We start from the raw sequence: 25545 nt of genomic DNA on the forward strand, positions 1-25545 counted from the left end.
GGTACTATATGTGGCTACATCAATACTTTTTAGTTGAATGATTCTTAATATTCCAACCATTTTGACCTTATTCCGTATTGCCTCTATACCGGTAATAATGGTGATTTTTTACTTGCCAATTGAAGAGCCTAGATTGTGGTGTGCGCTAATATTTATAGTGGCATCCATCACAGATTGGTTTGATGGGTTTTTAGCCAGAAAGTTGAATTTGCAGACCGCGTTTGGTGAGTTTCTCGACCCTGTGGCTGATAAGTTAATGGTGGTGGTTGTATTGGTGCTTATTGTGCAAGCCGATCCAGCTATTTATATCGCAATACCAGTCGCCATCATTATAGGCCGTGAAATTTCAGTGGCATCATTACGTGAGTGGATGGCAGAGGTTGGGCAACGCTCTGTTGTAAAGGTTTCATGGATTGGAAAGTATAAAACAGGGTTCCAAATGGTTTCGATTGTGTGTTTGTTATTTAACGCAGACCTTTATGGGATTCCGGTTCGGATGTTAGGAGTGGTGTTGATTTATATCTCTGTAGTGCTGACGCTTTGGTCAATGTGGCAATATATTCAGCTTGCTTTACCCCAATTTAGAAAATAGTAGGGATTCTGACTTGACAGAGTTGCTACGAAAGATAGAATACACGGCCTCAAAGCGGGAATAGCTCAGTGGTAGAGCACAACCTTGCCAAGGTTGGGGTCGCGAGTTCGAATCTCGTTTCCCGCTCCAAATTTTAAGCCGTGATACCACCACGGTTTTATCAATAAAGTCCTCTCTGGCTGAGTGGCAGAGTGGTTATGCAGCGGCCTGCAAAGCCGTGTACAGCGGTTCGATTCCGCTCTCAGCCTCCATGTCGGAATTAAAACACAACGGTGTCTCTAAAAGGTTACTCGTATTTCAATTACAATACGAAAGCTAAGCGGTTTTTGATGATGATGTTTTGCATTAAGTTCAAACTAGCTGGAATACACTCATCTAGTCATTGCTGAATTTTCGTGCTCTAAACAGTTAGAAGGGCTTTAAAATGTCGTATAATCAGGCATCTTTAAATTACCCTATCAATGCACGGAGAGAGAATGACTGTCAAAAAGTCCAAAATTATTTATACGTTAACGGATGAAGCGCCTTTATTAGCGACTGCTTCATTTCTTCCTATTGTTGAAGCGTTCGCAGGAGCAGCTGGCATTGACGTTGAGGTGAGTGATATCTCGTTAGCGTCTAGAGTGCTTGCTACGTTTGCTGATCAGCTACCTGATGATCAAAAGGTCCCTGATGCATTGTCTGAATTAGGACGTTTAACGCAAAATCCCGAGACGAACATTATCAAATTGCCGAATATCAGTGCATCGGTTCCTCAGTTAAAAGCAATTATTAATGAGTTGCAGGGAAAGGGTTTTGATATTCCAAATTATCCAGAAGATCCTCAAACTGATGAGGAAAAAGCTCTTCAACAAAAGTACGGTAAAGTGTTAGGAAGTGCGGTTAACCCGGTACTACGCGAGGGTAACTCTGATCGTCGCGCACCTAAGGCAGTTAAAGAATATGCCAAGAAAAACCCACACTCTATGGGTAAGTGGAGTCAGGCGTCTAGAACACACGTTTCTCATATGCGCTCAGGTGACTTTTATTCTAGTGAGAAAAGCTTAACGCTGGACAAAGCATGCAAGGTGAACATTGAATTTGTTGCTAAGAATGGTGAGGTCACCGTATTAAAGAAGGGTTTAGCGCTACAAGAAGGTGAAATCATAGACAGTATGTTTATGAGCAAGAAGCAATTGTGTGCGTATCTAGAAGATGAAATGAACGACGCGAAAGAAACCGGTGTGATGTTTTCATTTCATGTAAAAGCGACCATGATGAAAGTGTCTCATCCTATTGTTTTTGGACACGCGGTAAAAGTGTATTACAAAGACTTGTTTGAAAAACATGGCAAGCTGTTTGATGAATTAGGTGTTAACCCTAATGATGGTTTGAGCAGTGTTTATGAACATATTGAGAAGCTACCTGCATCGATTAAAGAAGAAATTCTTAGTGATATGCATGCCTGTTACGAAAAGCGCCCAGAGCTTGCTATGGTGGATTCCGCTAAAGGGATTTCTAACCTACATACGCCTAATGAGGTGATTGTTGATGCATCAATGCCTGCAATGATTCGCGCAGGCGGCAAAATGTGGGGCCCTGACGGTAAAATGAAAGACACGAAAGCAGTGATGCCGGAGAGTACTTTCGCTCGAATTTATCAAGAAATAATCAATTTTTGTAAAACGCATGGTGAGTTTGACCCAACCACAATGGGAACAGTCCCTAATGTTGGCCTAATGGCTCAAAAAGCTGAAGAATATGGTTCCCATGATAAAACCTTTGAGATGAAGGCGGATGGCAGCACCCGTATTGTTGATGAAGAAGGCAATGTCTTACTTGAAATGGATGTTGAAGAAGGTGATATATGGAGAATGTGCCAAGTTAAAGATGCACCTATTCAAGACTGGGTGAAATTGGCTGTGAAGCGCGCACGTTTATCAAATACGCCGGCTGTTTTTTGGTTAGATAAGTACCGTCCGCACGAAAATGAATTGATTAAAAAAGTTGAAAAATACCTTAAAGATCATGATCTAACCGGCGTAGATATTAAAATTAAGTCGCAAACAAGGGCGATGCGTTACACACTTGAGCGTATTTTACGTGGTAAAGATACAATTTCTGTGACGGGTAATATTTTGCGTGATTACTTAACCGATCTATTTCCGATTCTTGAGTTAGGGACGAGTGCAAAGATGTTGTCTATCGTGCCGCTTATGGCAGGCGGTGGTTTATTTGAAACGGGTGCAGGTGGTTCAGCGCCTAAGCATGTTAAACAATTGATAGAAGAAAATCATTTACGTTGGGATTCGCTAGGTGAGTTTTTAGCTCTGTGCGCCTCACTTGAGCATACAGCGATATCAGATGACAATGCGAAGGCAGCTGTGTTGGCAAAAACATTAGATGAAGCAACGGCTAAATTACTCGATACTGGCAAATCGCCGTCACGTAAAACGGGGGAGCTTGATAACCGTGGTAGTCACTTTTACCTTGCGTTGTATTGGGCACAGGCACTTGCTGAACAGACAGAAGATGAAGCCTTACAAGCTCATTTTCAGCCATTAGCAGCATCACTAACTGAGAATGAAGAGAAAATTGTTGGTACATTAACTACAGAGCAGTGGCATGCAGTAGACATTGGTGGTTATTACAAGCCAGATGTTGATAAAGTGCGTGAGGTTATGAGGCCTTCAGAGATATTTAATGAGGCGCTTGCTTCATTGAAATAACAACTTAAGTAGTTAATATTGAGTTGAACCTGGCGCCTAATTCAATAGGTGCCAGGTTTTTTTGTATCTGGGGTATGTTGCTTTCTAAGCTATAACGTTTGAGTGTTTTTTCTAGCAACCTCAATCAGCTCTGCATAAGATTTTCCTTGCTTAGGATACTCGGCAAGGCCCACTTTAGTGTTTAGTTTGATAGAAGAGCCGTCCATTAACGTGATCGGTTGTGCGAGTTCTATTTTGAGCTTTTCAATTAAGATCGGCGTATGTTTTTCACTGGTTTCAATAGTTAGGTTAGCGAAGTTCATTTCACCTAAATGGGCGTAAATATCTGAATCACGGGCTTTAGAGAGTAATCGCTTTGCAATGGCTTTAAGGGCGAGGTCATTTTGTTGGCCATTGATCTCGCTAACACTCGTATCAAAAGTAATAAAAAGCATAAGGGCGTTAGCATGAGTACGGGTACAAAATTCTAGTAGTTGTTCTGTTTGCTCTGAAAAAGTCGCAGCATCGGGCAAGCCAGTAATAGAGCAACGACTTTCTGGTTGATCAAGGGTCATAAGTTAAGTTCCAAATATAAATACATTAATGATGGCAGGATATTGAGAATTTACTAGATGGGAAAGAAAAAATAATGAGTGATTAACTGAGTCAAATTGACGCAAGGACTCTTCGTTAATAGATTTAGCTGTTAAAGTAAGAAGCGCTTATTTTTTTAAATATTTTAATGATTACTTTGTCGGCCAATACAACAACCTCAGCACCTGGTGAGAACCTAAAGCGTTTATTATCGTTACGAGCACTGAATATAAGCGGGCAATTGATTGCTATTTTAACAACGATTTACTATTTAGAAATGGCATTGCCAGTTAAACCGTTAGCGGCGATATTAGTAGGTCAAGTTATTTGGAGTGTATCGACTCTTTTTTTATTAAAGGATTCATCAAGAATTACAGATGAGGCATTTTTCTACCAATTGATTAGTGATGTGGTTGCGCTAACCGGTATTTTGTATTTCACAGGCGGTGCGACAAACCCCTTTGCTTGGTTTTTATTAGTCCCCCACAGTATTGCGGCAACACTGTTATCACAACGTTATGTTTGGCTAATGGCATTATTGACATCACTATCGTATAGCTTAATTGTGTTTTATTATCAGCCACTTGTTCACATTAATAACCCCGTGGAAGTGGAAGCAGGTGGGCATTTTAAAGACCATGTGATCGGTATGTGGATAGGGTTTTTATTGTCTATATTCTTACTGGCTTATTTTGTAGCAGGGATGGCACAATCATTACGTAAGAGAAACGAGCTGTTATCGACTATGAAGGAACGCATGTTTCGAGATGAGCGTTTAATTGCGCTGGGGACTTTGGCGACAGGCGCTGCTCATGAGCTTGGAACGCCATTAGGGACAATGGACGTGTTGGCACATGAGCTTGAGCTTGATTTTCAGGCAACGGGAGATAAGGCCGCGAGCTCTAAGTTATCGATTCTTCAAGGACAAATCAAACGTTGTAAAAAGGTTCTGTCGACGATTACTGAAAGAGCAACGTCTGAAAAATATGACTCAGGGCAATTATTAGCGATTGATGAATACTTGGCTAATGTTGTTGCCCAATGGCGAATATCTAATTTAAATGTGCCTTTAATTGAAAAGGTTAAAGGAGTTGGGCACGCCCCAAAGTTGATAACCGATCTTGCATTAACGCGTGCATTAATCAATGTGTTAGACAATGCAGCAAGAGTCTCCCCAGAGTATGTGAAACTTGTATTGAGCTGGACTGATAGCAAAATACATATTCGTATTGAGGATAGAGGCTGCGGAATAGATGAAGCGCAATTACTTAAATTAGGCAAACATATGATGAGTTCTAAAGACAAAGGGTTAGGTCTTGGTGTTTATATTACGCAGGCAACTCTAGAACGATTAGGAGGGAGTATTAAATGGGAAAATCACCAGCCAAAGGGTGTTTGTGTGAGTATTTGTATTCCGGTAATAGCATAGGCAAAGAGCATGGAAGACACTCATAAACGAATGCTGATTATTGATGATGACGAAGTTTACTGTTCAGTATTATGTGATGCCTTTACGCGTCGTGGTTTTGAGGTGGCATCGGCACAGACAAAAGAGCAAGCTATTCATAAGGCAGAGGTGTTTAAACCACATATGGCAGTAGTGGATTTGCGGTTAGAGCACGGTTCTGGTTTGCAGCTGATTCGGCGCTTGAAAGAAAAAGACACGGCCATAAGCATAGTGATGTTAACGGGCTATGCAAGTATTGCGACAGCAGTAGAAGCGGTTAAATTGGGTGCTATTCAGTATATTACTAAACCGGCAAATGCGGATGAGATTCTAGCGGCCTTTGCGCAAGAAAAGGCAGACTCTGATGTCACACCATCTGATAAACCGCTTTCTGTTAAACGCGTTGAGTGGGAGCATATGCAGAAAATTTTATTGGACTGTGATGGGAATATTTCGGAAGCAGCAAGGCGACTTAATATGCATCGGCGAACCTTGCAGCGTAAATTGGCAAAGCGGCCAGTTAGGCATTAGCGTGCTGTAGCTTAAATTTTGTAATAAGAGGGAGTTTGGCGAGTTCTTCATGCGCAATAATGCAGAATTGGGCCAAGGTATACTTCTACTCTCCGGTAAATTAGCATTTAAAGGAAGTTCTTACTAAGCATATTTAGCATAACGAGGCTTCCTGGTTTAAAAATAATGAATAAACTTTATTCTCCCTTCTTGATTGATCGCACACAATGATGGACAATCCCCACCCTGATTGAAAGCAACGAACAATGGTGACTCATGTTGGTCCCCTCGCAATGTGAAGTCGTGAACTCCGCCAGGCCCGGAAGGGAGCAACGGTAGCGATGGAGTCATGTGCCGGGGTGCGGCTGGCATGGGTTACCACCCATTTTTTAGAGGCTTCTTTAGTTTTAGCTTAAAGGGCTAAAAATTCGCACAATCCCATTGCCTTTGTTACCCTATAAAAACTTATGAGTTATAAAGTCTTTGCAAGAAAATGGCGCCCGTTAAATTTTGCTCAAGTGGTTGGGCAAGAGCATATCGTGCGTGCCTTGGTCAATGGCTTAGAAAATGACCGCTTGCATCATGCCTATCTCTTCACAGGAACACGCGGAGTAGGGAAAACAACAATTGCCCGCGTATTAGCTAAAGCATTAAATTGCCCTAATCTTACTAATGCAGAGCCTTGTGGCGAGTGTGAAACTTGCCTAGAAGTCGATCAAGGTTGTTACCCCGATTTAATTGAAGTTGATGCGGCGTCTAGAACAGGTGTCGATGACACGCGAGACCTGTTAGAAAACGTTCAATATATGCCGAGTCGCGGTAAATATAAAGTTTACCTGATCGATGAAGTGCACATGTTTTCCAAAAGTAGTTTTAACGCGCTGCTTAAAACATTAGAAGAGCCGCCCGCTCATGTTAAGTTTCTTTTAGCAACGACAGATCCACAAAAAATGCCAGTGACCGTTTTATCTCGTTGCTTGCAGTTTAACCTGAAGCGCTTATCGCCAGATCAAATTGAAGGTCAATTTAAGCTAATTCTTGAAAGCGAAGGCATTGCATATCAACAACAAGCAACTGAATTATTGGCACGTGCAGCTGATGGCAGTATGCGTGATGGTCTTAGTTTATTAGATCAGGCGATTGTTCACGGCAACGGTGAGCTGAATGAAGCTGATGTAATTGATATGCTGGGTAGCGTTGCACGCGAACCGGTATTAGATTTACTAAAGGCATTATTAACTCAGCAAGGATCAGAAGTGCTAGCTAGCATTCAAACACTGGATGAATTTGCCCCAGACTATGCAGAAGTGTTGCAGTCGTTATTGATTCACCTGCATCAAATAGCAGTCTGTCAAATAGTTGGAACTGACGCAGAAGATAAAGCGTTGGCCATGTTGGCTCAGCAGTTAAGCAAAGAAGATGTGCAGCTGTATTATCAAATAGCACTGATGGGCCAAAAAGACTTGCCGTTGGCACCTACGCCAAAAGTTGGGTTTGAAATGGTGTTATTGAGGATGCTAGCCTTTGCACCGGTTGATGTTGCTAATGGGGGTGATAAACCCATCGCACAAGCTAGCCTTAAGCCAAAGCCACCAGTGGCGGCTCAAAAATTAACTGAAGTAGCAGCGGTGCCAAAAAAGGTCACAGTAGAGGACAGCAAAGAGACGGGCAAAGCTAAAAAAGCCCCTAAACTGATTATTCCTGAAAAAAAAACACCTGAAAATATAACGCCAGTAACAAAGCGTCCGGTAGAACCGGTTCCTGTCGCTAAAAAAGCAGCCCCCACGGCTCTTATACAACCTGTTGAAACAGTAAAACCAGCTGCCAATGTAGATCTGCCTTGGCATGAGTTGGTGCCAACATTAGGCTTGGATCCCATGACACTTCAGTTAGCGAATAATGCAACATTGGTGAAACTGGACGAGCACGTCTGTGAGTTGATGTTAATGGGCGGGCATGTTTCTCTAAATAAAAAATCAGAGCTAAACTTAGAACAGGCATTGTCTGATTATTATGGGCGCAAGTTACAGCTTCAGCTCATCGAAGGGGCTAAAGACATTGTTACACCGAATAGTATTGCTAATGATAAAGTGGCTGAAAGGCAACGTCAGGCAGAGCAAGAAGTAAGAAACAACCCCGCAGTAAAGAAAATAATGGAGTTGTTTGACGCTACTATTATAGAGGGCTCAATTAAGCCAATAGATTAACCACGGTATAGTACGGAGAAAGAAATGAAGAACCAATTAGGCGACTTAATGCAACAAGCGCAAAAAATGCAAGAAAAGATGCAAGAGGCGCAACAAAAACTGGCAGAACTTGAGGTGACGGGCGAGTCCGGAGCAGGTCTTGTTAAGGTCGTACTGACAGGAAAACACGAAGCCAAAAGGTTATCGATAGACCCAAGTTTGATCGCAGATAATGACCAAGAAATGCTCGAAGATCTAATTGTCTCAGCAATTAATGATGCGGTGCGTAAAGTTGAAAGTGAAAATAAAGAGAGTATGGCGGGGATGACCGCAGGCATTCCACTACCTCCTGGCTTCAAATTACCTTTTTAAATGCAATCTGAACCCATTCTTCAAGACCTTATTCAGGCCTTGCGCTGTTTACCGGGTGTCGGTCAAAAGTCGGCCCAACGAATGGCGTTTCATCTACTAGAACGTGACCGTCAGGGCGCCTTTAAATTGGCGCAAAGCCTTGCAGAAGCGGTGGATAAAATTGGACACTGTTCGGTTTGTCAAACATTGTCGTCTGCTGATATTTGCGGATTATGTTCAGATGATCGCCGTGATCAACAGTTATTATGTATTGTGGAAACACCTGCTGATGTGATGGCGATAGACGGTGCAACCTCTTTTAAAGGGGTGTATTTTGTGTTGAACGGCCGCTTGTCTCCGCTCGATGGCTTGGGACCAGCGGACATCGGTTTGGATAAATTGGTTGATAGACTGAAAATGGGCGTCATTAAAGAAATTATTTTGGCGACTAATCCAACGGTTGAAGGTGAAGCAACAGCGCATTATATTAGTGAGATGGCAAAAAAATACTCCGTTAGGGCTACGCGTATAGCGCACGGTGTGCCTTTTGGCGGCGAGTTGGAATATATTGATAGTGGTACGTTGTCTCACGCGTTTAGTGGACGTAGTGAAGTTTAAAGGAGCAATAAATGACGGATTGTTTATTCTGTAAGATGGTGAATGGTGAAATAACACCGGATGTTGTGTATGAAACCGAGTCTGTTTTAGCGTTTAGAGATATTAATCCGCGAGCACCAACGCATATATTGGTTATTCCTAAAAAGCATATCCCGACATTGGCAGATATGGGCGAGGAGGACACTTTGTTAATGGGTGAAATTATGCAGGCGGCTAAAAAAGTGGCTGAGATGGAGGGGTTGTCGGAGTCAGGTTATCGAACCGTGTTTAACTGTAAACAAGATGCTGGCCAAGAGGTCTACCATATTCACCTGCATGTGCTAGGTGGAAGAGCAATGCAGTGGCCTCCAGGCTAGTAAGCAAGTTTATCGCGTAATTTTAAATATCGTAAATAGCGTTTTTTTGAAACATCACCTGTTTCAACGGCATCTTTAACGGCACATTTGGGCTCTTTTAGGTGCAGACAGTTTGAGTACTTACAATGCTCTGCTAAGTGCTTGATTTCTCGATAGCCATAAGCCAAATTTTGTTCGGTAATGTGCGCTAAACCAAAAATATTAACACCCGGGCTATCAATAATGTCACCACCCTCAGGTAGTTTGTACAAAGTGGATGAGGTGGTTGTGTGTTTGCCCAAGCCTGATGCCGTGGAAAGAGCTTTTGTTTGAAGGTCTAGGTCAGGTAGTAATGAATTAGTGATGGTTGATTTGCCCACGCCAGACTGTCCAACTAAGATACTGGTTTCATTTTTCAGCCGTTTTCTTAGTTTGTCTAGCCCGCTTTTTTCTACAGCGCTAACCTCGATAACTTCATAGCTAAGGTTTCGATAAAGTAGGATCAGCTCATCAGTGCTTTTCCTCGAGCCCTCATCAAGCAGGTCAACTTTATTCAATACAATAAGTGGTTTTATTTCTTGGAACTCACAAACAATCAAGTATTGATCGAGTAGCAGCGGATCTATTGTAGGTTTAACGGCAATAATAATAACAATTTGGTCAAGATTAGCAGCGACAGGCCGTGTTTGCCCATTTTTTGCAGGTCTAGACAGTAGCGAACGACGTTCTAATACATTTTCAACGCGCCCCGCATCATCCTCAGTTTTTATCCATTCTACATAGTCGCCAACAGCAGGTTGTTGTAGCTGTGTGCGTTTTTTACAGCGAGCCGTTCGACCTTGCTCGTCCTCTACAATTAACGCCTTTCCTAAGTGAGCAATAATGCGACCTTTAAGAAGCTTTTGTTGCTCCTTTTTAGTGTGTTGCGCGCGTTTGTTAGTCTTCACAGAATACGGGTTTTAGGTGAATGATAAGCTGTTTGCGAAACAATTCGTTGAATGCTTGTTAGCATTTTTACAAAGTAAGGCTTAACAGGCAAAAACAGCGTGCAGCGGGCGTTTACGTTCATAGGCAGCGTTAATAAGCTTTATGGGCTAACTCTTTTAAGTGATTAATTCTCACGCCAGCAGGCGGGTGGCTATGGTGGAAGCTTGAATAAAGTGGATCTGGCGTTAATGTGCTGGCATTTTCTCGATAGAGCTTCACAAGGGCCTGAATTAGGTGCTCTGGGTTAGCCATTGTGCTTGCAAAGGCATCTGCTTCAAACTCAAACTTACGCTGAAGATGACTGCTAAGTGGTTGTAAAAAAGTAGTGAAAACCGGCATCACTAAGATGAAAAGTAGTAGCGCGACAGCGTTGTTATTTTGCAAGACACCCAAACCTTCAAAGAACCAATTTTGTTGTTTTAACACGCCCAAGATAGCAAACCCTATCAGGGTAATGAGCGTTGATGTGAGCATCTGCTTGAGAATATGTTTGCGTTTAAAATGACCGAGCTCATGAGCAAGTACGGCCTCTATTTCATCGGGGCTTAGGGCGTCAATTAAGGTATCAAAAAAAACGATACGCTTGTTGTTTCCAATGCCTGTAAAGTAAGCGTTACCGTGCCCTGAACGTTTTGACCCGTCCATGATGTAAATGCCTTTGCTATTAAAACCGCACCGTTCAAAAAGTTGTGTGATTTTTGATTTTAATTCGCCTTCTTCAAGCGGGGTGAACTTATTAAACAAGGGCGCGATAACTGTAGGAACTAACCAAGTCATAAAAAATGTAAAACTGATGGTTAGTATCCAAGCATACAGCCACCAATATGTACCCATTTTATCCATAACCCATAACAGCGCGTACAGCAGCGGAATGCCGATCACAAGCATTAAGCTCAGTTGTAAAAACTGATCTTTGATAAACTGCGTTACCGTTGTACGATTGAAACCAAAGTACTGTTCGACCTTGAAGGTTTGATAGATGCTCAAAGGTAGACCAATAAGATGGGAAAGAACAAAAACAAAAAGAACTAAGCTCACCTCAGCCCAAATATCGCTATAGAGGTAAGTCTGGCTTGTTTCAAGAATGACATTAATCAAGCCGCCTAAGGTTAGAATGATTAAAATGCCAGCACTTAGCAGGGTTTGTAAGTTGTCTATTTTTGTTTTAGCAATGGTGTAATCAGCCGCTTTTTGGTGGGCGGTTAAATCAATTTTGTCACTGAAATCATTGGGTACGCCATTCCGGTGGTGCATGATGTGCATTATTTGGCGTTTATTCAACCACAGTGTTAGTAGTGTTGAGGCGACTAAGAAAAATAAAAAAATATAGCTAAACTCATTCATAATTTTACTAGCATGCTGGGTGTTATTAATATTTGTAATTTATATAAGGTAATAAAATGTCTCAAGATAAACAGAATTTAATATGGATAGACCTTGAAATGACGGGTTTAGAACCTGCCAGCGATTCTATCATTGAAATAGCAACGATTGTCACCGATAAGGAACTGAATGTGCTTGCACAAGGGCCGGTGTTAGCAGTACGTCAAACAAAACAAACGATGGATGCAATGGATGATTGGAATCAGCAGCACCATGGCCAGTCTGGTTTGATTGAGCGCGTTTTAAAAAGTTCATTATCAGAACGCGATGCTGAACAGCAAACCATTGATTTTTTGGAGAAATGGGTCCCACAAGGTGCTTCACCTATGTGTGGAAACAGTATTTGCCAAGATCGGCGTTTTATGGCGAACTATATGCCAACGCTAGAGGCATTTTTTCATTACAGAAATTTGGACGTGAGCACGTTAAAAGAATTGGCAGGCCGTTGGGCACCAGAAATAATGAAGGGCTTTAAGAAAAAAGCGACGCACCAGGCTTTAGACGATGTTATCGAGTCAATAGAAGAATTAAAGTACTACAGAGAGCATTTTATAAAAATTGGCTAAGTGACTTTGCTTAGCAATTACTTAAAGGCTTTTTCTGTTTTTGTTGTGTGATGGCCCACTGCACATGTTCTTGAATAATTGGGTTGTCGTCATGTTGTTTTTCGCTCAAGGTTTTAATGATTTCCTTATCGTGGGGCGCGTTACCTAGGGCAACGGCAATATTCCTAATCCAGCTGACATAACCAATTCTACGAATAGCAGAGCCCTCGGTGTTTTTTAAAAAAGTGTGTTCATCCCAGCGAAAGATGTCAATGAGAGACGTGGTATCTAAATGTTGGCGCGCTAGGAAGTCTTCTTCGTTCGTCAAACTGGCGAATCGATTCCATGGGCAAACTTGTTGGCAGTCATCACAACCATATATTCGATTACCCATTGGAGCGCGAAATTCTTCTGGGATCGAGCCTTTCAGTTCGATAGTCAGGTATGATATGCAGCGTCTAGCGTCAACGGTGTAAGGGGCGACGATAGCCTGTGTTGGGCAAATATCAATGCAGTCGGTACAACGGCCACAATGTTTTTCGGCGGCTGTATCAATGGGCAGTGGCAGGTCGATGTAGAGTTCGCCTAAAAAAAACCAAGAGCCGGCCTCTTTATTTAATACATTGCTGTGTTTTCCAATCCAACCTAAGCCGGCTTTTTCAGCAATTGCTTTTTCCATAACTGGTGCACTATCAACAAACACACGGTAGCCAAAAGGGCCTATTTTTTGTTCAATGAGGGTTGCCAGTTTTTGAAGCCTTTTTCTGATGAGTTTGTGATAGTCTCGTCCTAACGAATAACGTGAAATATAGGCGCGAACGGGGTCTTTCATTAAGTCTTTAGTGCGCTCCATGTGCTCTGGTAAATAATCCATGCGGCATGAAATAACACGTATCGTGCCTTCATGTAACTCACTGGGACGTGTACGTTTTGTACCGTGTTTGTGCATATAATCCATGTCGCCATGGAAGCCCGCCTCAAGCCAATGATTTAGCTGTTTTTCAGCGTTAGATAATTCGGTGTCAGTAATGCCGACCTGTTGAAAGCCAAGGGACTGGCCAAGTGATTTTATTTCCTTGGCTAATTGTTGTAAGTCGATGTTGTTTTCGTTCATCTGCGGTAGGATACCTTAAAATGATCAGTGAATTTATATCTCAATTTCGAATGTCCTCATATGCCCGAAAAAGTACAAAATAAAATATCGGTATTGGCACATGCTGAGCTGATGACCTTATTGCCGCCTCGTGAACAGGAGTCACATAAAGGTGATTTTGGCCATGTTTTGCTAGTGGGTGGTCATCGTGGGTTTTGTGGTGCGATACGGTTGGCTGGAGAAGCAGCGCTAAGAGTTGGCAGTGGTTTAGTTAGTATTGCGACAAAAAAAGAACATGCGGCAAGCCTTACTTTGTCACGACCTGAATTAATGTGCCATGGGGTCGCTGATCAAAGAGAATTAAAGCGAATAGCCACGGCCTGTGATGTTATTGGTATCGGTCCAGGGCTTGGTCAAACACGGTGGTCAAGCAGTCTCTATGAAGCGGCCTTAGAAACGGGGCTAGCAGCAGTGGTTGATGCGGATGGGCTGAATTTATTGTCTAGGTCACCTCGGAAAAATAAAAATTGGGTATTAACGCCGCATGTCGGTGAAGCTGCGCGCCTACTGCGCTGTTCAGCTGCGGATATTCAACTAGATCGGCAAGCAGCTGTTAAAGAGCTCCAGAATGAATATGGAGGGGTGGTTGTTTTAAAAGGTTCTGGTAGTTTAGTTTATGGCGGCGGTGATGATATTTATATGTGTAAAGCTGGTAACCCAGGCATGGCGTCAGGCGGTATGGGTGATGTCTTAACAGGGGTTATTTCAGGTTTAATGGCTCAAGGCTTAACGATTTTAGATGCCGCAAAAATGGCTGTGATGGTTCATGCGATGGCAGCTGATCGTGCGGCTCAAAAGGGTCAAAGAGGCCTGTTGGCAAGTGATTTGATGCAACCAATTCGTGAGTTAGTGAATGATTATTAAAGATGAGCAGGGCATGTTAGCAGCGGGAAAGCAGCTGGCATTGAAGTTGAAAGCGGGAATGATTGTTTTTTTAGAGGGTGATTTAGGTGCAGGAAAAACAACCTTAGTTCGAGGTGTTTTACAAGGCCTGGGGCACCAAGGAGCCGTTAAAAGCCCGACGTATAATTTAGTTGAACCCTACATCATCAACGATCAACCAGTCTTTCATTTTGATTTGTATCGAGTAAAGGATGCTGAAGAGCTCGAGTACATGGGGATACGTGATTATTTTAATAACGAATCAATTTGTTTTGTTGAATGGCCAGTTAATGGCGGAGACTTATTAACAGAACCAGATTTACTGATTAAAATAAATATTTACGGAACTGAGAGAGAACTGTTAATATCTAACTATAAAGACTCATAAAAACAGTTGGTTATGAAACTATTCTCGAATAATTTTAAACTGATAGAGCATGTGTCAATGCTGATGTTGGTTGTCTTTGCCTTATCAATAAGTACTACGGCAATCGCCGCTGCAAGTAAAAAAGTGGACTCACTGCGTTATTGGACTGCACCGGATCATACGCGTTTAGTGTTTGGTTTGTCGTCACCGGTTGTGCATAAAGTGTTTTCACTCGATAACCCCTCTCGGTTGGTGGTTGATTTAAATAACGCAAAGTTTGACGCGGTAGTGCCAGCATTTACGACCAATCACAAAGTCGTAAACCAAATACGCCAAGCGTCTCGTAATAAAAATGATTTGCGTGTTGTCATTGATTTGAAAACAGCGGTTAAGGCAAAAAGTTTTGTTTTAAAACCAAATGATAATTATGGACATCGTTTAGTGGTTGATTTATACCCTAAACAAAATGCAGTGGCTAAGCCGCCGGCAGCCGTTAAAAAGTCAGTGAGTTCTGCTCAGCATAACAAGTGGGTTGTTGCTATTGACGCGGGTCATGGTGGAGAAGATCCGGGCGCACAAGGTCATAGAGGGACGCGTGAAAAAGAAGTGGTGTTAGCGATTGCTAAAAAATTAGCGACGCTGGTGAACCAACAGCCCAATATGCAAGCTTATTTAGTTCGTTCAGGGGATTATTACATCGGTTTGCGTGAGCGAATGGAAAAGGCTCGTAAGGCTAAAGCTGATTTGTTTGTATCTATTCATGCCGATGCGTTTAAAGACCAACGTGCGAGAGGTTCGTCCGTGTATGTGTTGTCTACCCGAGGTGCTAGTAGTGAAGCGGCGAGGTGGTTAGCTAAAAGTGAAAACGCAGCCGATTTAGTGGGTGGTGTTAGCTTGGATGATAAAGACGGCATGTTGGCCTCTGTACTGCTGGATTTATCGCAAAACCATACTGAAGATGCCAGTGCAAAAGTGGCAAGTGAGGTGCTGAAAAACTTAAAAGGCGTTGGCCATGTACATAAAAAACAAGTCCAGCGAGCGGGCTTTATGGTATTGAAGTCGCCAGATATACCGTCGATTTTAGTTGAAACGGCCTTCATCTCAAATAAAGATGAAGAAGCTAAGCTACGAAGCCCAAGGCATCAAATGAAAATGGCGAATGCCATTATGAAAGGCGTTAAGACATATTTTGCTCATCAACGCTTACCGTCAGAACCAACGATTCGTATGGCTGCGGCAACTTATAAAATTCAAAGAGGTGATACTTTGTCCGGCATTGCGCAACGCCATCGGGTTTCTCTTAGTTCCTTGAAAAAAGCCAATGACATGCGCAGCAGTAAAATTAAAGTTGGTCAAGTTATTCAAATACCCAGTTAGTTTTTTTTCGATACAATGTGTCTACCTTCATATAGACGCAAAACAACAAACGTATCGAATGCCTTATGCTCATTAAGCAACTACCTCCACAGCTAATTAACCAAATTGCGGCAGGTGAGGTTATCGAACGCCCCGCCTCTGCAGTGAAAGAATTAGTAGAAAACTCACTGGATGCCGGTGCTACTCAAATCTTGATAGAAATTGAAGAAGGTGGGTCGCGGTTAATACGTGTTACCGATAATGGCTTAGGTATTGCTAAAGTGGATCTAGAGCTCGCTTTATCGCGTCATGCAACCAGTAAAATTGGTTCCTTGCATGATTTAGAGTCAGTGCTTAGCTTTGGTTTTCGCGGCGAAGCCTTACCGAGTATGAGTTCGGTGTCACGATTAACGTTAACCTCACGACAAGAAAGTGATAATGCAGGCTGGTCTGTTAAGGCAGACGGTACAGAAAAAGAACTAGACCCTGTGCCCACCGCACACCCTATTGGCACATGCGTAGAACTGCGTGATCTTTTTTACAATACGCCTGCACGCCGAAAATTCCTTAAAACAGAAAAGACAGAATTTGGCCATATTGAAACAGTGCTTAAGCGGATGGCGTTAAGTCGCTTTGATACAGGGTTTAACCTTAGGCATAATCAGCGTCAAATTATGGATTTAAAACCGGCCTTATCTAATGCTGAAAAGAGCGAACGAGTGGGCTTATTGTGTGGTGATGGTTTTGTCCATGAATCGCTAGAAGTGGATGTCGCCAATGGAGACTTAGGTCTGCAAGGTTGGGTTGGTTTACCAACTTATTCAAGGTCGCAGGCAGATATGCAGTTTTTTTATGTCAATGGCCGTTTGATCAGAGACAAATTGATTAATCACGCGGTTCGCTTAGCCTATCAGGATGTTTTATTTCATGGGCGTCACCCGGTTTATGTCTTGTATTTGAGTATTGATCCTAGGTTAGTTGATGTCAATGCGCACCCAGCTAAATTAGAAGTGCGTTTTCGCGAAAGTAAAGCGGTTCATGACTTTGTTTATCGGCGAATAAAACAATTATTGACGGATGTTCGGCCCTCAGACCATCATGCGGTTAAAACACTAACGCCGACTACGCCAAATACTGTGCCCAGTTACAGCGATATGCAGCAGCGTCAAATGCCAATGTCAGTTTCTGAATCGCCTGTTCATTACACTAAAGGAACATCATACACCGCTCCAAAAATGTCAATGGCGGCTCCAGCAGTTGATAATCGTGTTCAGCAAGCAGAGGGTGCGCCTCCGCTAGGGTATGCCATTGCACACTTGCACAATACTTATATTCTTGCAGAGTCGGAACAAGGCTTGGTATTGGTAGATACACATGCGGCCCATGAGCGGATTGTGTACGAAAAGATGAAAAAACAATATGACGCGGGTGAGATACCATCGCAACCGTTGTTGATTCCACAGAAGATACATTTATCGGATGAAGAGGTGGTGGCTTTTGAGCAGTACCAAGACATGCTTGAAGGCTTAGCGTTGGACTTAAGTTTGTCAGGCCCAAATACGCTTTTGGTTCGAGCTATACCTGTTTTGCTGGCACAAGATGATGCTGAGGTGTTGGTTAGGAAACTAATTCAAGATTTGGCACAAACAGGGGAAACAAAAAGTATTCAAGAGGCGTGTTATACCGTTTTGGGTAATATGGCCTGCCATGGTTCCATTAGAGCTAATCGACGCCTAACAGAAATGGAAATGAATGCCTTGTTGAGAGACATTGAGCAGACCGAGAATAGCGGTCAATGCAATCATGGGCGACCAACATGGGTGCTACTTAATGTTCAACAATTAGACTCATTGTTTTTAAGAGGTCAATAAACGTATGTCAATTTTACCTCGTGTGGTCATGTTGATGGGGCCAACTGCCTCTGGTAAAACAGCCTTGGGGGTTGAAATAGCAAAGGCCTTAGATGGTGAAGTGATCAGTGTTGATTCGGCGTTAGTTTACCGAGGGATGGATATTGGCACAGCAAAGCCAGATTTAGCTGAAAGACAAGGTGTTAAACATCATTTAATTGATATTTTAGACCCTTCTGAAAGTTTTTCGGCAGGGCAATTTCGAGAGCAGGCACTCGGGCTGATTAATGAGGTAGCGAGTAGAGGGAAAATGCCGATTTTAGTTGGTGGTACCATGCTGTACTTTCATGTTTTATTAAATGGTATGGCTAAATTGCCCGATGCTAATGCAGCGATTCGTCAAGAGATTGATCAGCAAGCAGCGAGTGAAGGTTGGGAGGCGGTTCATGATCATTTAAAAAAAGTTGACCCGGAGGCGGCTAAGCGAATTCACCCGAATGACACGCAAAGAATACAACGTGCGCTTGAAGTGTTTTTGGTGTCGGGTAAAAGTCAAAGCGATTGGTTGTTAGAACAGGCAAAACAACCGCTACCGTTTGAAGTATTTAAATTTGCTATCATGCCAAGCAATCGTATAGAGCTACATGACAAGATCGCCTTAAGAATGGATAAGATGATTGAAAACGGGTTTCTTGATGAGGTTCGTTGCTTGTTTGAACGAGGTGATTTAACGGCATTATTGCCGGCTATTAGAGCAGTTGGATATCGACAGGCATGGTCACACTTATTGGGCGAATATGACGAAGTGACTTTTCGTGAAAAAGCGATTATAGCCACACGACAATTGGCAAAAAGGCAGTTTACCTGGTTGCGACAACAGACTAAAACAACCCTTTTGGACATAGCCGCTCCAAGGGTGTTAGAGCAGGTGTTGAGCGAGGTTAACAAAAAAACAACGCGGTAGGCTTGAAATATTGTGATGACGTCATCATCTATAAGCAATAGACAATATTAATAAACAAAATTGAGATGTTTTGAGGTACAATTTGTTGCACTGCAAAATAGAATGGATTCGATCGTTTTGGAGTCATTAAGTTAATATTCAAAATAATAAGGAGAAACAAGATGTCTAAGGGGCATAACTTACAGGATACTTTTCTAAATACATTAAGAAAGGAACATATTCCTGTGGCGATTTTTTTAGTTAATGGGATTAAATTGCAAGGGCAAATTGAGTCATTTGATCAATACGTCGTCATTTTAAAAAATGCGATTAATCAAATGGTTTATAAGCATGCTATTTCCACGGTTGTGCCTGCTAGAGCGGTTACGATGCCTCGTGCTGGTGAGGAGGCTTAGTTTATTTATTCGGTTGATTTAATGATTAGCGCTGGGCCTAATTAATGGAGTTGTTTGATCGCCCCGGTACGGGTGAAAGGGCGCTTATTGTTCATTTATCGATTAATGAAAGTTTTTCAGAAGATGATCTAAGCGAGTTTGAGCAATTGGTTATATCGGCCAATGTTGAGCCGCTGGCAACGGTGACTGGCTCACGACGTTCGCCAGACGCTAGATTTTTTGTGGGGAAGGGTAAGTTAGACGAGGTGAAGCATCAGTTGCATGAAACTTGCGCTGATATTGTGTTGTTTAACCATACCCTAAGTCCAAGTCAGCAACGCAATTTAGAAAAAGAATTAGAAGTTCGGGTATTAGATCGGACGAACTTAATTCTAGATATTTTTGCCCAACGAGCGCAATCTTTTGAAGGTAAGCTACAAGTCGAGCTGGCGCAATTACAGCACTTATCGACGCGTTTAATTAGAGGCTGGACTCACTTAGAAAGACAAAAGGGTGGGATAGGCTTGCGTGGGCCGGGCGAAACACAGTTAGAAACAGACCGCCGACTAATAGGCCAACGTATCCGTCAAATTAAAACACGGTTAACAAAAGTTAATAAGCAGCGCGATCAAGGGCGGCGAAGTCGGCAGCGCGCTGATGTACCCACGGTGTCTTTAGTGGGGTATACAAATGCCGGAAAATCAACGCTTTTTAATGCACTGACAAACTCTGCTATTTATGCAGCGGATCAGCTTTTCGCCACATTAGATCCAACATTACGTCAAGTGAAATTGCCTGATTACGGTGAGCTTGTATTGGCTGATACAGTTGGTTTTATTCAAAACTTACCGCATGAATTAGTTGCAGCTTTTCGTTCTACCCTGCAAGAAACGATTGAGGCTGACCTGCTATTACATGTAGTTGATGCAAGTAGTCCTAATAGGCAAGAACAAATCCACGAAGTAAATTCTGTCCTGAAAGAAATTGGAGCAGACAACATCCCACAGGTGATGGTTTACAATAAAATTGATTGCTTACCAGCCGTCGATGCGCATGTAGATAAAGACGAAACAGACAGTGTCAACGCGGTCTGGTTATCAGCAATGGACGGTGATGGAATAAACCTATTGTTAGAGACACTATCGACGCTTTGTCATGATGAAAACACACGAATGAGTGTCGTTTTAAAGCCCGAGCAGGCTAAACTACGAGCGAAGTTATTCCAAGTTGCACAAATTCTTAAAGAAGAAAACCGGGATGATGGTTGCTGGGTTATAGAGCTCAATATATCCAATAAATATAAACATTTGCTGACGACCATCTAGCAGGGCATCATTGAATTAGTGGTTTAAATTCTTGCTTAGCATGGCGTAGCACCCTAAAATTGTATGCTGAAATAAATAAATTTTTAAAGTTGAGGTTTTAACTATGTCTTGGGATGACTCAGGTAACGATAAAAAGAAGGAAGACCCATGGAGTGGGCGTAAAAAAGAACAACAAACTCCTCCAGATCTAGACGAGTTAGTACGCTCCTTACAAGAAAAATTTGGTGGCTTGTTTGGTGGGGGCGGTTCAAAAGGAACGTCTAATAAGAAACCTTCAAATGGCCCATCAGGCGCTAACCTTGGTGTGTTGGTTGGAATTGCCGCTTTAATTTGGCTTGCCACAGGGATATATATCGTTGATGAAGGTAACAGAGGCGTTATATTACGTTTCGGTAAATATCATGAAACAACATTACCCGGGCCCCACTGGCGTTTCCCTCGCCCAGTCGATAGCGCGATTATTGTTAATGTCGATCAGCAAAGATTTATTGAAATTGGTTACCGTTCTGGTGCTAACCAGCAAGCAGCCAGCGGTGTCCGAAAAGAAGCATTAATGCTGACAGAAGATGAAAATATCATTGATGTTCGCTTAGCAGTGCAATATAGAGTTAAAAATCCACAAGATTATATTTTTAACGTTAGAGCGCCTGAGGTTACGCTAAAACAGTCTGCTGAAAGTGCCTTACGATCTGTTATCGGCAAAAATAAAATGGACTTTGTTTTAACTGAAGGTAGAAGTGAGGTTGTCGCAAAAGTTGAGACAAAGCTGCAAACCATGCTAGATGAATATGAAACCGGTCTGATCATTTTGTCTGTGAACCTTGTCGAAGCACAACCACCTGAAGAAGTCCAAGGTGCGTTTTCCGATGCTATTCGGGCTCGAGAAGATGAGCAGCGGTTTATCAACGAAGCGCAAGCCTACTCTAATGAAGTCATACCTAAAGCACGTGGTGCGGCATCAAGAATTGTGCAAGAAGCACAAGCCTATGAGCAACGTGTAAAATCAGAGGCGAAAGGTGATGCTTCACGTTTTGATCAACTGCTTGTTCAGTACGAAGCAGCTCCAGAAGTGACTCGTAAACGACTTTATTTAGAAACAATGGAAGATGTGTTGGGTAATTCTAAAAAAGTCATCATGGATGTTAAAGGTGGCAATAACTTAATGTATTTGCCTATTGATAAATTGATGGAATCAACCGCTGCTAAAGCATCGGCTGCCCCGAATCGCTTTATTACACCGCCAGAAAAAACCACGCCTGATAACACAGGGCGAGATACAAGTTACAGAGATAGAGGGAGGGGAAGATAATGAAAATGAATCCAATGATGTTGGTTGTTTTAGCAGCGGTTCTTTTTATTGGCTCTGGAAGTATTTTTACGGTCGATCAACGAGAGCGGGTAATCGTTTTTCGCTTGGGTGAAATTGTTCGAACAGACCTAGAGCCAGGGTTACACTTCAAATTTCCGTTTATTAATAACGTTCGAAAATATGATGGTCGTCTTCAAACGCTTGATTCTAAGGCAGAGCGTTTTTTAACCTCTGAAAAGAAAAATGTGATTGTTGATACTTTCGTGAAATGGAGAATCGCCAATGTGGATAATTTCTATCGAGCTGTTGGTGGCGACCCTAGGCAAGTTGATACACGATTAAATCAATTTGTAAAAGAAGGCATGCGAGCAGCGTTTAGTAAGCAAACAATTAAAGAGTTAATTTCGGTAGGTAGAGATACAATCCGTTTAGGGCTTGTTAAAGAAATTAATGAGTTAGCAAATGGTCTAGGCATCGATATTATTGATGTTCAAATTAAACGAATTGATTTGCCAGAGGAAGTTAGCGCGTCTGTATACAAAAGAATGGAGTCAGAGCGTGAGCGTGTGGCACGTGACTTTAGATCAAGAGGTAAAGAGGCAGCTGAGAGAATTAAAGCGGATGCTGATAAACAAGGTGAAATTATCTTAGCGACAGCCTATAGGGAGTCGCAAGAATTACGTGGTAGGGGTGATGCCGAAGCGGCTGAAACTTATGCCGGTGCATATAATAAGAACAAAGAGTTCTTCGCTTTTTACCGTAGTTTAGATGCCTATCGTAAAAGTATGGGGGCAGGAGATGACCTTATTGTGCTTGAACCGACATCTGATTTCTTTAAATATTTTAAGAAACAGTAAGTTTATATAAGCAGTAATTGCTAATGGGGTTTTGTAATGGCGTGGCAAGAACTATTTGCGGCAATGGCATTGGTGTTGGTTTTAGAAGGGATTGTTCCATTTATAAGCCCCGATGCACTACGCAAAACCTATCAGCGGTTAATAGAAATGGATGATAAAACGATTCGCATGTCAGGGCTTTTAAGCATGATTGCGGGTGTTATTTTATTAACGCTGGTGCGATAAGGTTAACAAGTTAATGGCTAAGAAAAATAATTGGATGTTACCAGAAGGTATTGATGCCTTACTCCCGAATGAGGCAGCTCGTTTGGAAACCATGCGGCGCAAATTGTTAGATTTGTTTCGATCTTGGGGGTATCAGTATGTTATTCCACCGATGGTTGAATTTCGCGATACCTTGCTAACAGGAACGGGCAGTGAATTAGCGCTTCAGACGTTTAATTTAACTGACCAGATCAGTGGTAAAGCCTTAGGGGTTAGAGCCGATATGACGCCGCAAGTGGCTCGTATGGCCTCACATCACCTTTATAAAGAGGCGCCTACTAGGCTTTGTTACCTCGGCTCAATACTACAGGCACGAGGTGCTAAGATTGAAAAATCACGTAGCCCAATTCAAGTAGGGGTAGAACTTTACGGCAGCCAGCACATTGAAAGTGATGTGGAAATTATACGGTTGATGCTCGAAACCTTAGCAATAGCTGGCTTACAAGAAGTTCACTTAGATTTAGGCCACGTGGCCATTTTTAGAGAGCTTGCCAAAAACGCCGGCTTAACGGTTGAGCAAGAAGCTGAGTTATTTGAAGTATTGCAACGAAAAGCGACGGAAGAGCTAGAAGAGTTGCTAACAACTTTCCAGTTAGATAAAGCTTGGTATGATGCTTTTTATCAGTTGTTAAACCTAAATGGCGATATATCTGTTCTTAATGATGCAAAAACTAATTTAGCAATTGGCGGCGCTGATGTTTTACAAGCGATAGACGAGCTTCAACGGACCGCTGAATTACTGCAGAATATTTACCCCGCGTTACCTTTATACTTTGATTTAGGTGAGCTTCGTTGTTATCAATACCAAACAGGTATTGTGTTTGCTGCGTTTGTGCCGGGCTTTGGCTCAGAAGTGGCGCGTGGTGGCCGATACGATAACTTAACAGAACAAATGGACGATTTGCTACCAGCCACTGGGTTTAGTGCGGATGTCAAAGTGTTATCACGCTTAAGTCAGTTAAGCGAAGAACAAACTGACAATGTTATTTTAGCGCCCGATGTAATGGATGCTGATTTGCATGATGTTATTCGTCAATTGCGAGCATCGGGCCGAATTGTTATACAAGCGCTACCCGGTGATACGCAACAACCCGATCATACGTTGACCATCAAACAGATAAACGGTCAATGGCAAGTGAGTGAATAACGCACTTGTATCAATTCATAATCATAGTTTAGATAGAGACATAAAATGGGAAAAAATGTTGTCGTAATTGGCACCCAGTGGGGTGACGAGGGCAAAGGTAAATTGGTTGATTTATTAACTGATGATGTTGCTGCAGTTGTGCGCTTTCAAGGGGGGCATAATGCTGGCCATACCTTAGTGATTGGAAATGAAAAAACAGTATTGCATCTGATTCCATCAGGTATCTTAAGAGAAAATGTTCAGTGTTTAATTGGTAACGGTGTTGTGTTATCGCCCGAAGCTTTATTGACTGAAATGGATATTTTAGAAAAAGCCGGTGTTAAGTTGGATGGACGCTTGAAGATTAGCGAAGCTTGTCCATTAATATTACCTGTGCATATAGGTTTAGATCTAGCGCGCGAAAGAGCACGAGGTAACAAAGCAATTGGCACCACAGGACGTGGAATTGGGCCTGCTTATGAAGATAAGGTTGCAAGACGAGGTTTGCGTGCCGGCGATTTATTAACACCAAAGATTTTTGCGGAAAAACTGCAAGAACTATTGAAGTACCATAATTTTGTGTTGGAGCATTATTTCAATGCCGAAACGTATGATTTTCAAACAATGTATGACCAAGTAATGGAGCAAGCACAGATCATTAAGCCAATGCTTATTGATGTGGCTGATCAACTGCATAAATACAGTCGCGACAGTCAAAATATTTTATTTGAAGGCGCACAAGGCGCATTATTAGATATTGACCATGGCACCTACCCCTATGTTACTTCGTCTAACACTACTGCTGGTAGTTCGGCCAGTGGCAGTGGAATGGGGCCTTGTGATATGGATTATATTTTAGGCATCACTAAAGCTTATACAACGCGTGTTGGTAGCGGACCGTTTCCGACCGAGTTAAATGATGAAGTGGGGGAGTACTTAGGTAAAAAAGGGCATGAGTTTGGTGCAACAACTGGTCGTGAAAGGCGTTGTGGCTGGTTCGATGCTGTGTCACTTCGACGCTCTGCCCGCTTGAACAGTTTAACGGGTATTTGCTTAACCAAACTGGATGTAATGGATGGACTCAAGGAAGTAAAAATATGCACCGCATATAAGTTAAACGGTGAGATTATTGACGTACCACCCATTGGTGCTGAAAACTATGCACAGTGTGAGCCAATTTTTGAAACAATGCCTGGCTGGCAAGGTCAAACGGAAGGGTGTAAATCGTTAGACGGCTTTCCAAAAGAAGCGCTAGCGTATATTAAACGATTAGAGGAACTCGTAGAGGTGCCTATTGATATTGTTTCCACAGGACCAGAAAGGACAGAGACGATTGTTCTGAATAACCCATTCAGTTAATGCTAAACAATTGATGCCTTAATACATAAAGCCCTTATAAAGTATATTTATAAGGGCTTTTTTTTGCACGACATTAGTGATCTATGGACTATATACATAGCTCAAGCATTAGTTTTACTATTTT

General features: G+C 42.3%; 25 protein-coding genes, 2 tRNA genes and 1 other RNA gene. 24 read left to right on the plus strand and 4 right to left on the minus strand.

The annotated features are described in order from the left end of the window. Nucleotides 1-37: 37 nt before the first annotated feature. From pgsA to CPC19_RS05005, 4 genes are all read left to right on the plus strand, one after another. On the plus strand, nt 38-592 hold the full coding sequence (pgsA, locus tag CPC19_RS04990) for a CDP-diacylglycerol--glycerol-3-phosphate 3-phosphatidyltransferase (RefSeq protein WP_015006376.1): 555 nt from the start codon (nt 38-40) through the stop codon (nt 590-592). A gap of 54 nt (nt 593-646) precedes the next feature. After that, a tRNA-Gly gene (locus tag CPC19_RS04995) sits at nt 647-721 on the plus strand. Nucleotides 722-769: 48 nt separating this feature from the next. After that, nucleotides 770-843, plus strand: a tRNA-Cys gene (locus CPC19_RS05000). 225 nt (nt 844-1068) lie between these two features. Beyond that, nucleotides 1069-3300, plus strand: a complete 2232-nt coding sequence (locus CPC19_RS05005) for an NADP-dependent isocitrate dehydrogenase (protein WP_015006375.1) — start codon at nt 1069-1071, stop codon at nt 3298-3300. Nucleotides 3301-3389: 89 nt separating this feature from the next. Here the strand turns inward: CPC19_RS05005 and CPC19_RS05010 are convergent, their stop codons facing one another. Continuing rightward, the gene (locus tag CPC19_RS05010) at nt 3390-3854 is read right to left on the minus strand and encodes a diguanylate cyclase domain-containing protein (protein ID WP_015006374.1); all 465 of its coding nucleotides are present in this window, start codon (nt 3852-3854) and stop codon (nt 3390-3392) included. A 167-nt stretch (nt 3855-4021) separates the two neighbouring features. On the opposite strand from CPC19_RS05010, the gene CPC19_RS05015 reads away from it, so the two are divergent. The 7 genes from CPC19_RS05015 to CPC19_RS05045 all read left to right on the plus strand — a co-directional run bounded on the left by CPC19_RS05015 (nt 4022) and on the right by CPC19_RS05045 (nt 9341). Next, entirely contained in the window at nt 4022-5302 is a 1281-nt protein-coding gene (locus tag CPC19_RS05015) for a GerAB/ArcD/ProY family transporter (protein ID WP_016389999.1), read from the plus strand. A 9-nt stretch (nt 5303-5311) separates the two neighbouring features. Beyond that, complete coding sequence (locus tag CPC19_RS05020; RefSeq protein ID WP_016390000.1) at nt 5312-5851, plus strand: response regulator transcription factor; 540 nt, start codon at nt 5312-5314, stop codon at nt 5849-5851. Nucleotides 5852-6107: 256 nt separating this feature from the next. Continuing rightward, nucleotides 6108-6204, plus strand: an RNA gene (ffs, locus tag CPC19_RS05025) — signal recognition particle sRNA small type. A gap of 93 nt (nt 6205-6297) precedes the next feature. After that, the gene (gene dnaX / locus CPC19_RS05030) at nt 6298-8037 is read left to right on the plus strand and encodes a DNA polymerase III subunit gamma/tau (protein WP_016390001.1); all 1740 of its coding nucleotides are present in this window, start codon (nt 6298-6300) and stop codon (nt 8035-8037) included. Between the two features lie 24 nt (nt 8038-8061). Continuing rightward, nucleotides 8062-8388 carry a YbaB/EbfC family nucleoid-associated protein gene (locus tag CPC19_RS05035; RefSeq protein ID WP_015006370.1) on the plus strand — a complete coding sequence of 109 codons (327 nt, stop codon included), beginning with the start codon at nt 8062-8064 and terminating at the stop codon, nt 8386-8388. Further along, nucleotides 8389-8985, plus strand: a complete 597-nt coding sequence (recR, locus tag CPC19_RS05040; RefSeq protein ID WP_015006369.1) for a recombination mediator RecR — start codon at nt 8389-8391, stop codon at nt 8983-8985. Nucleotides 8986-8996: 11 nt separating this feature from the next. Next, nucleotides 8997-9341: a histidine triad nucleotide-binding protein gene (locus CPC19_RS05045; RefSeq protein ID WP_015006368.1), complete on the plus strand. Its 345-nt coding sequence runs from the start codon at nt 8997-8999 to the stop codon at nt 9339-9341. On the opposite strand, the gene rsgA is transcribed toward CPC19_RS05045, so the two are convergent. Together rsgA and CPC19_RS05055 are read right to left on the minus strand one after the other, a co-directional pair. Beyond that, nucleotides 9338-10267 carry a ribosome small subunit-dependent GTPase A gene (gene rsgA, locus CPC19_RS05050; RefSeq protein ID WP_015006367.1) on the minus strand — a complete coding sequence of 310 codons (930 nt, stop codon included), beginning with the start codon at nt 10265-10267 and terminating at the stop codon, nt 9338-9340. The genes CPC19_RS05045 and rsgA overlap by 4 nt on opposite strands. A 130-nt stretch (nt 10268-10397) precedes the next feature. Then, the gene (locus CPC19_RS05055) at nt 10398-11651 is read right to left on the minus strand and encodes a M48 family metallopeptidase (RefSeq protein ID WP_016390002.1); all 1254 of its coding nucleotides are present in this window, start codon (nt 11649-11651) and stop codon (nt 10398-10400) included. A gap of 56 nt (nt 11652-11707) precedes the next feature. Between CPC19_RS05055 and orn the strand changes: the two genes are divergently transcribed. Continuing rightward, nucleotides 11708-12256 carry an oligoribonuclease gene (orn, locus tag CPC19_RS05060; RefSeq protein ID WP_016390003.1) on the plus strand — a complete coding sequence of 183 codons (549 nt, stop codon included), beginning with the start codon at nt 11708-11710 and terminating at the stop codon, nt 12254-12256. Nucleotides 12257-12266: 10 nt separating this feature from the next. Here the strand turns inward: orn and queG are convergent, their stop codons facing one another. Further along, nucleotides 12267-13349, minus strand: coding sequence for a tRNA epoxyqueuosine(34) reductase QueG (queG, locus tag CPC19_RS05065; protein WP_016390004.1), 1083 nt, complete (start codon nt 13347-13349; stop codon nt 12267-12269). A gap of 60 nt (nt 13350-13409) precedes the next feature. On the opposite strand from queG, the gene CPC19_RS05070 reads away from it, so the two are divergent. From CPC19_RS05070 to CPC19_RS05125, 12 genes are all read left to right on the plus strand, one after another. Beyond that, entirely contained in the window at nt 13410-14252 is an 843-nt protein-coding gene (locus tag CPC19_RS05070; protein WP_016390005.1) for an NAD(P)H-hydrate dehydratase, read from the plus strand. Next, the gene (tsaE, locus tag CPC19_RS05075; RefSeq protein WP_015006362.1) at nt 14242-14658 is read left to right on the plus strand and encodes a tRNA (adenosine(37)-N6)-threonylcarbamoyltransferase complex ATPase subunit type 1 TsaE; all 417 of its coding nucleotides are present in this window, start codon (nt 14242-14244) and stop codon (nt 14656-14658) included. Before CPC19_RS05070 ends, tsaE begins: the two co-directional genes overlap by 11 nt. A 12-nt stretch (nt 14659-14670) precedes the next feature. After that, nucleotides 14671-16014: an N-acetylmuramoyl-L-alanine amidase gene (locus CPC19_RS05080; RefSeq protein ID WP_016390006.1), complete on the plus strand. Its 1344-nt coding sequence runs from the start codon at nt 14671-14673 to the stop codon at nt 16012-16014. 65 nt (nt 16015-16079) lie between these two features. Next, a complete protein-coding gene (mutL, locus tag CPC19_RS05085; RefSeq protein ID WP_016390007.1) occupies nt 16080-17864 on the plus strand; it encodes a DNA mismatch repair endonuclease MutL in 1785 nt (594 codons plus the stop codon). 4 nt (nt 17865-17868) lie between these two features. After that, nucleotides 17869-18807 (plus strand): tRNA (adenosine(37)-N6)-dimethylallyltransferase MiaA, encoded by a 939-nt coding sequence (gene miaA, locus CPC19_RS05090; RefSeq protein ID WP_016390008.1) that lies wholly within the window; start codon nt 17869-17871, stop codon nt 18805-18807. A 161-nt stretch (nt 18808-18968) separates the two neighbouring features. Then, nucleotides 18969-19202 carry an RNA chaperone Hfq gene (gene hfq / locus CPC19_RS05095; protein ID WP_015006358.1) on the plus strand — a complete coding sequence of 78 codons (234 nt, stop codon included), beginning with the start codon at nt 18969-18971 and terminating at the stop codon, nt 19200-19202. Between the two features lie 44 nt (nt 19203-19246). After that, nucleotides 19247-20506: a ribosome rescue GTPase HflX gene (hflX, locus tag CPC19_RS05100; RefSeq protein WP_016390009.1), complete on the plus strand. Its 1260-nt coding sequence runs from the start codon at nt 19247-19249 to the stop codon at nt 20504-20506. 103 nt (nt 20507-20609) lie between these two features. Then, nucleotides 20610-21815, plus strand: coding sequence for an FtsH protease activity modulator HflK (gene hflK / locus CPC19_RS05105; protein ID WP_015006356.1), 1206 nt, complete (start codon nt 20610-20612; stop codon nt 21813-21815). Next, complete coding sequence (gene hflC, locus CPC19_RS05110; RefSeq protein ID WP_015006355.1) at nt 21815-22672, plus strand: protease modulator HflC; 858 nt, start codon at nt 21815-21817, stop codon at nt 22670-22672. The genes hflK and hflC overlap by 1 nt, the downstream gene beginning before the upstream one ends. Nucleotides 22673-22708: 36 nt before the next feature. Further along, nucleotides 22709-22897, plus strand: coding sequence for a DUF2065 domain-containing protein (locus CPC19_RS05115; RefSeq protein WP_015006354.1), 189 nt, complete (start codon nt 22709-22711; stop codon nt 22895-22897). Between the two features lie 13 nt (nt 22898-22910). Beyond that, a complete protein-coding gene (locus CPC19_RS05120) occupies nt 22911-24083 on the plus strand; it encodes an ATP phosphoribosyltransferase regulatory subunit (RefSeq protein ID WP_016390010.1) in 1173 nt (390 codons plus the stop codon). A 45-nt stretch (nt 24084-24128) separates the two neighbouring features. Then, nucleotides 24129-25421, plus strand: coding sequence for an adenylosuccinate synthase (locus CPC19_RS05125; protein ID WP_015006352.1), 1293 nt, complete (start codon nt 24129-24131; stop codon nt 25419-25421). Nucleotides 25422-25545 lie beyond the last annotated feature (124 nt).

Source organism: Cycloclasticus sp. PY97N (genome assembly GCF_002443175.1).
Classification (GTDB): Bacteria; Pseudomonadota; Gammaproteobacteria; order Methylococcales; family Cycloclasticaceae; genus Cycloclasticus; species Cycloclasticus pugetii.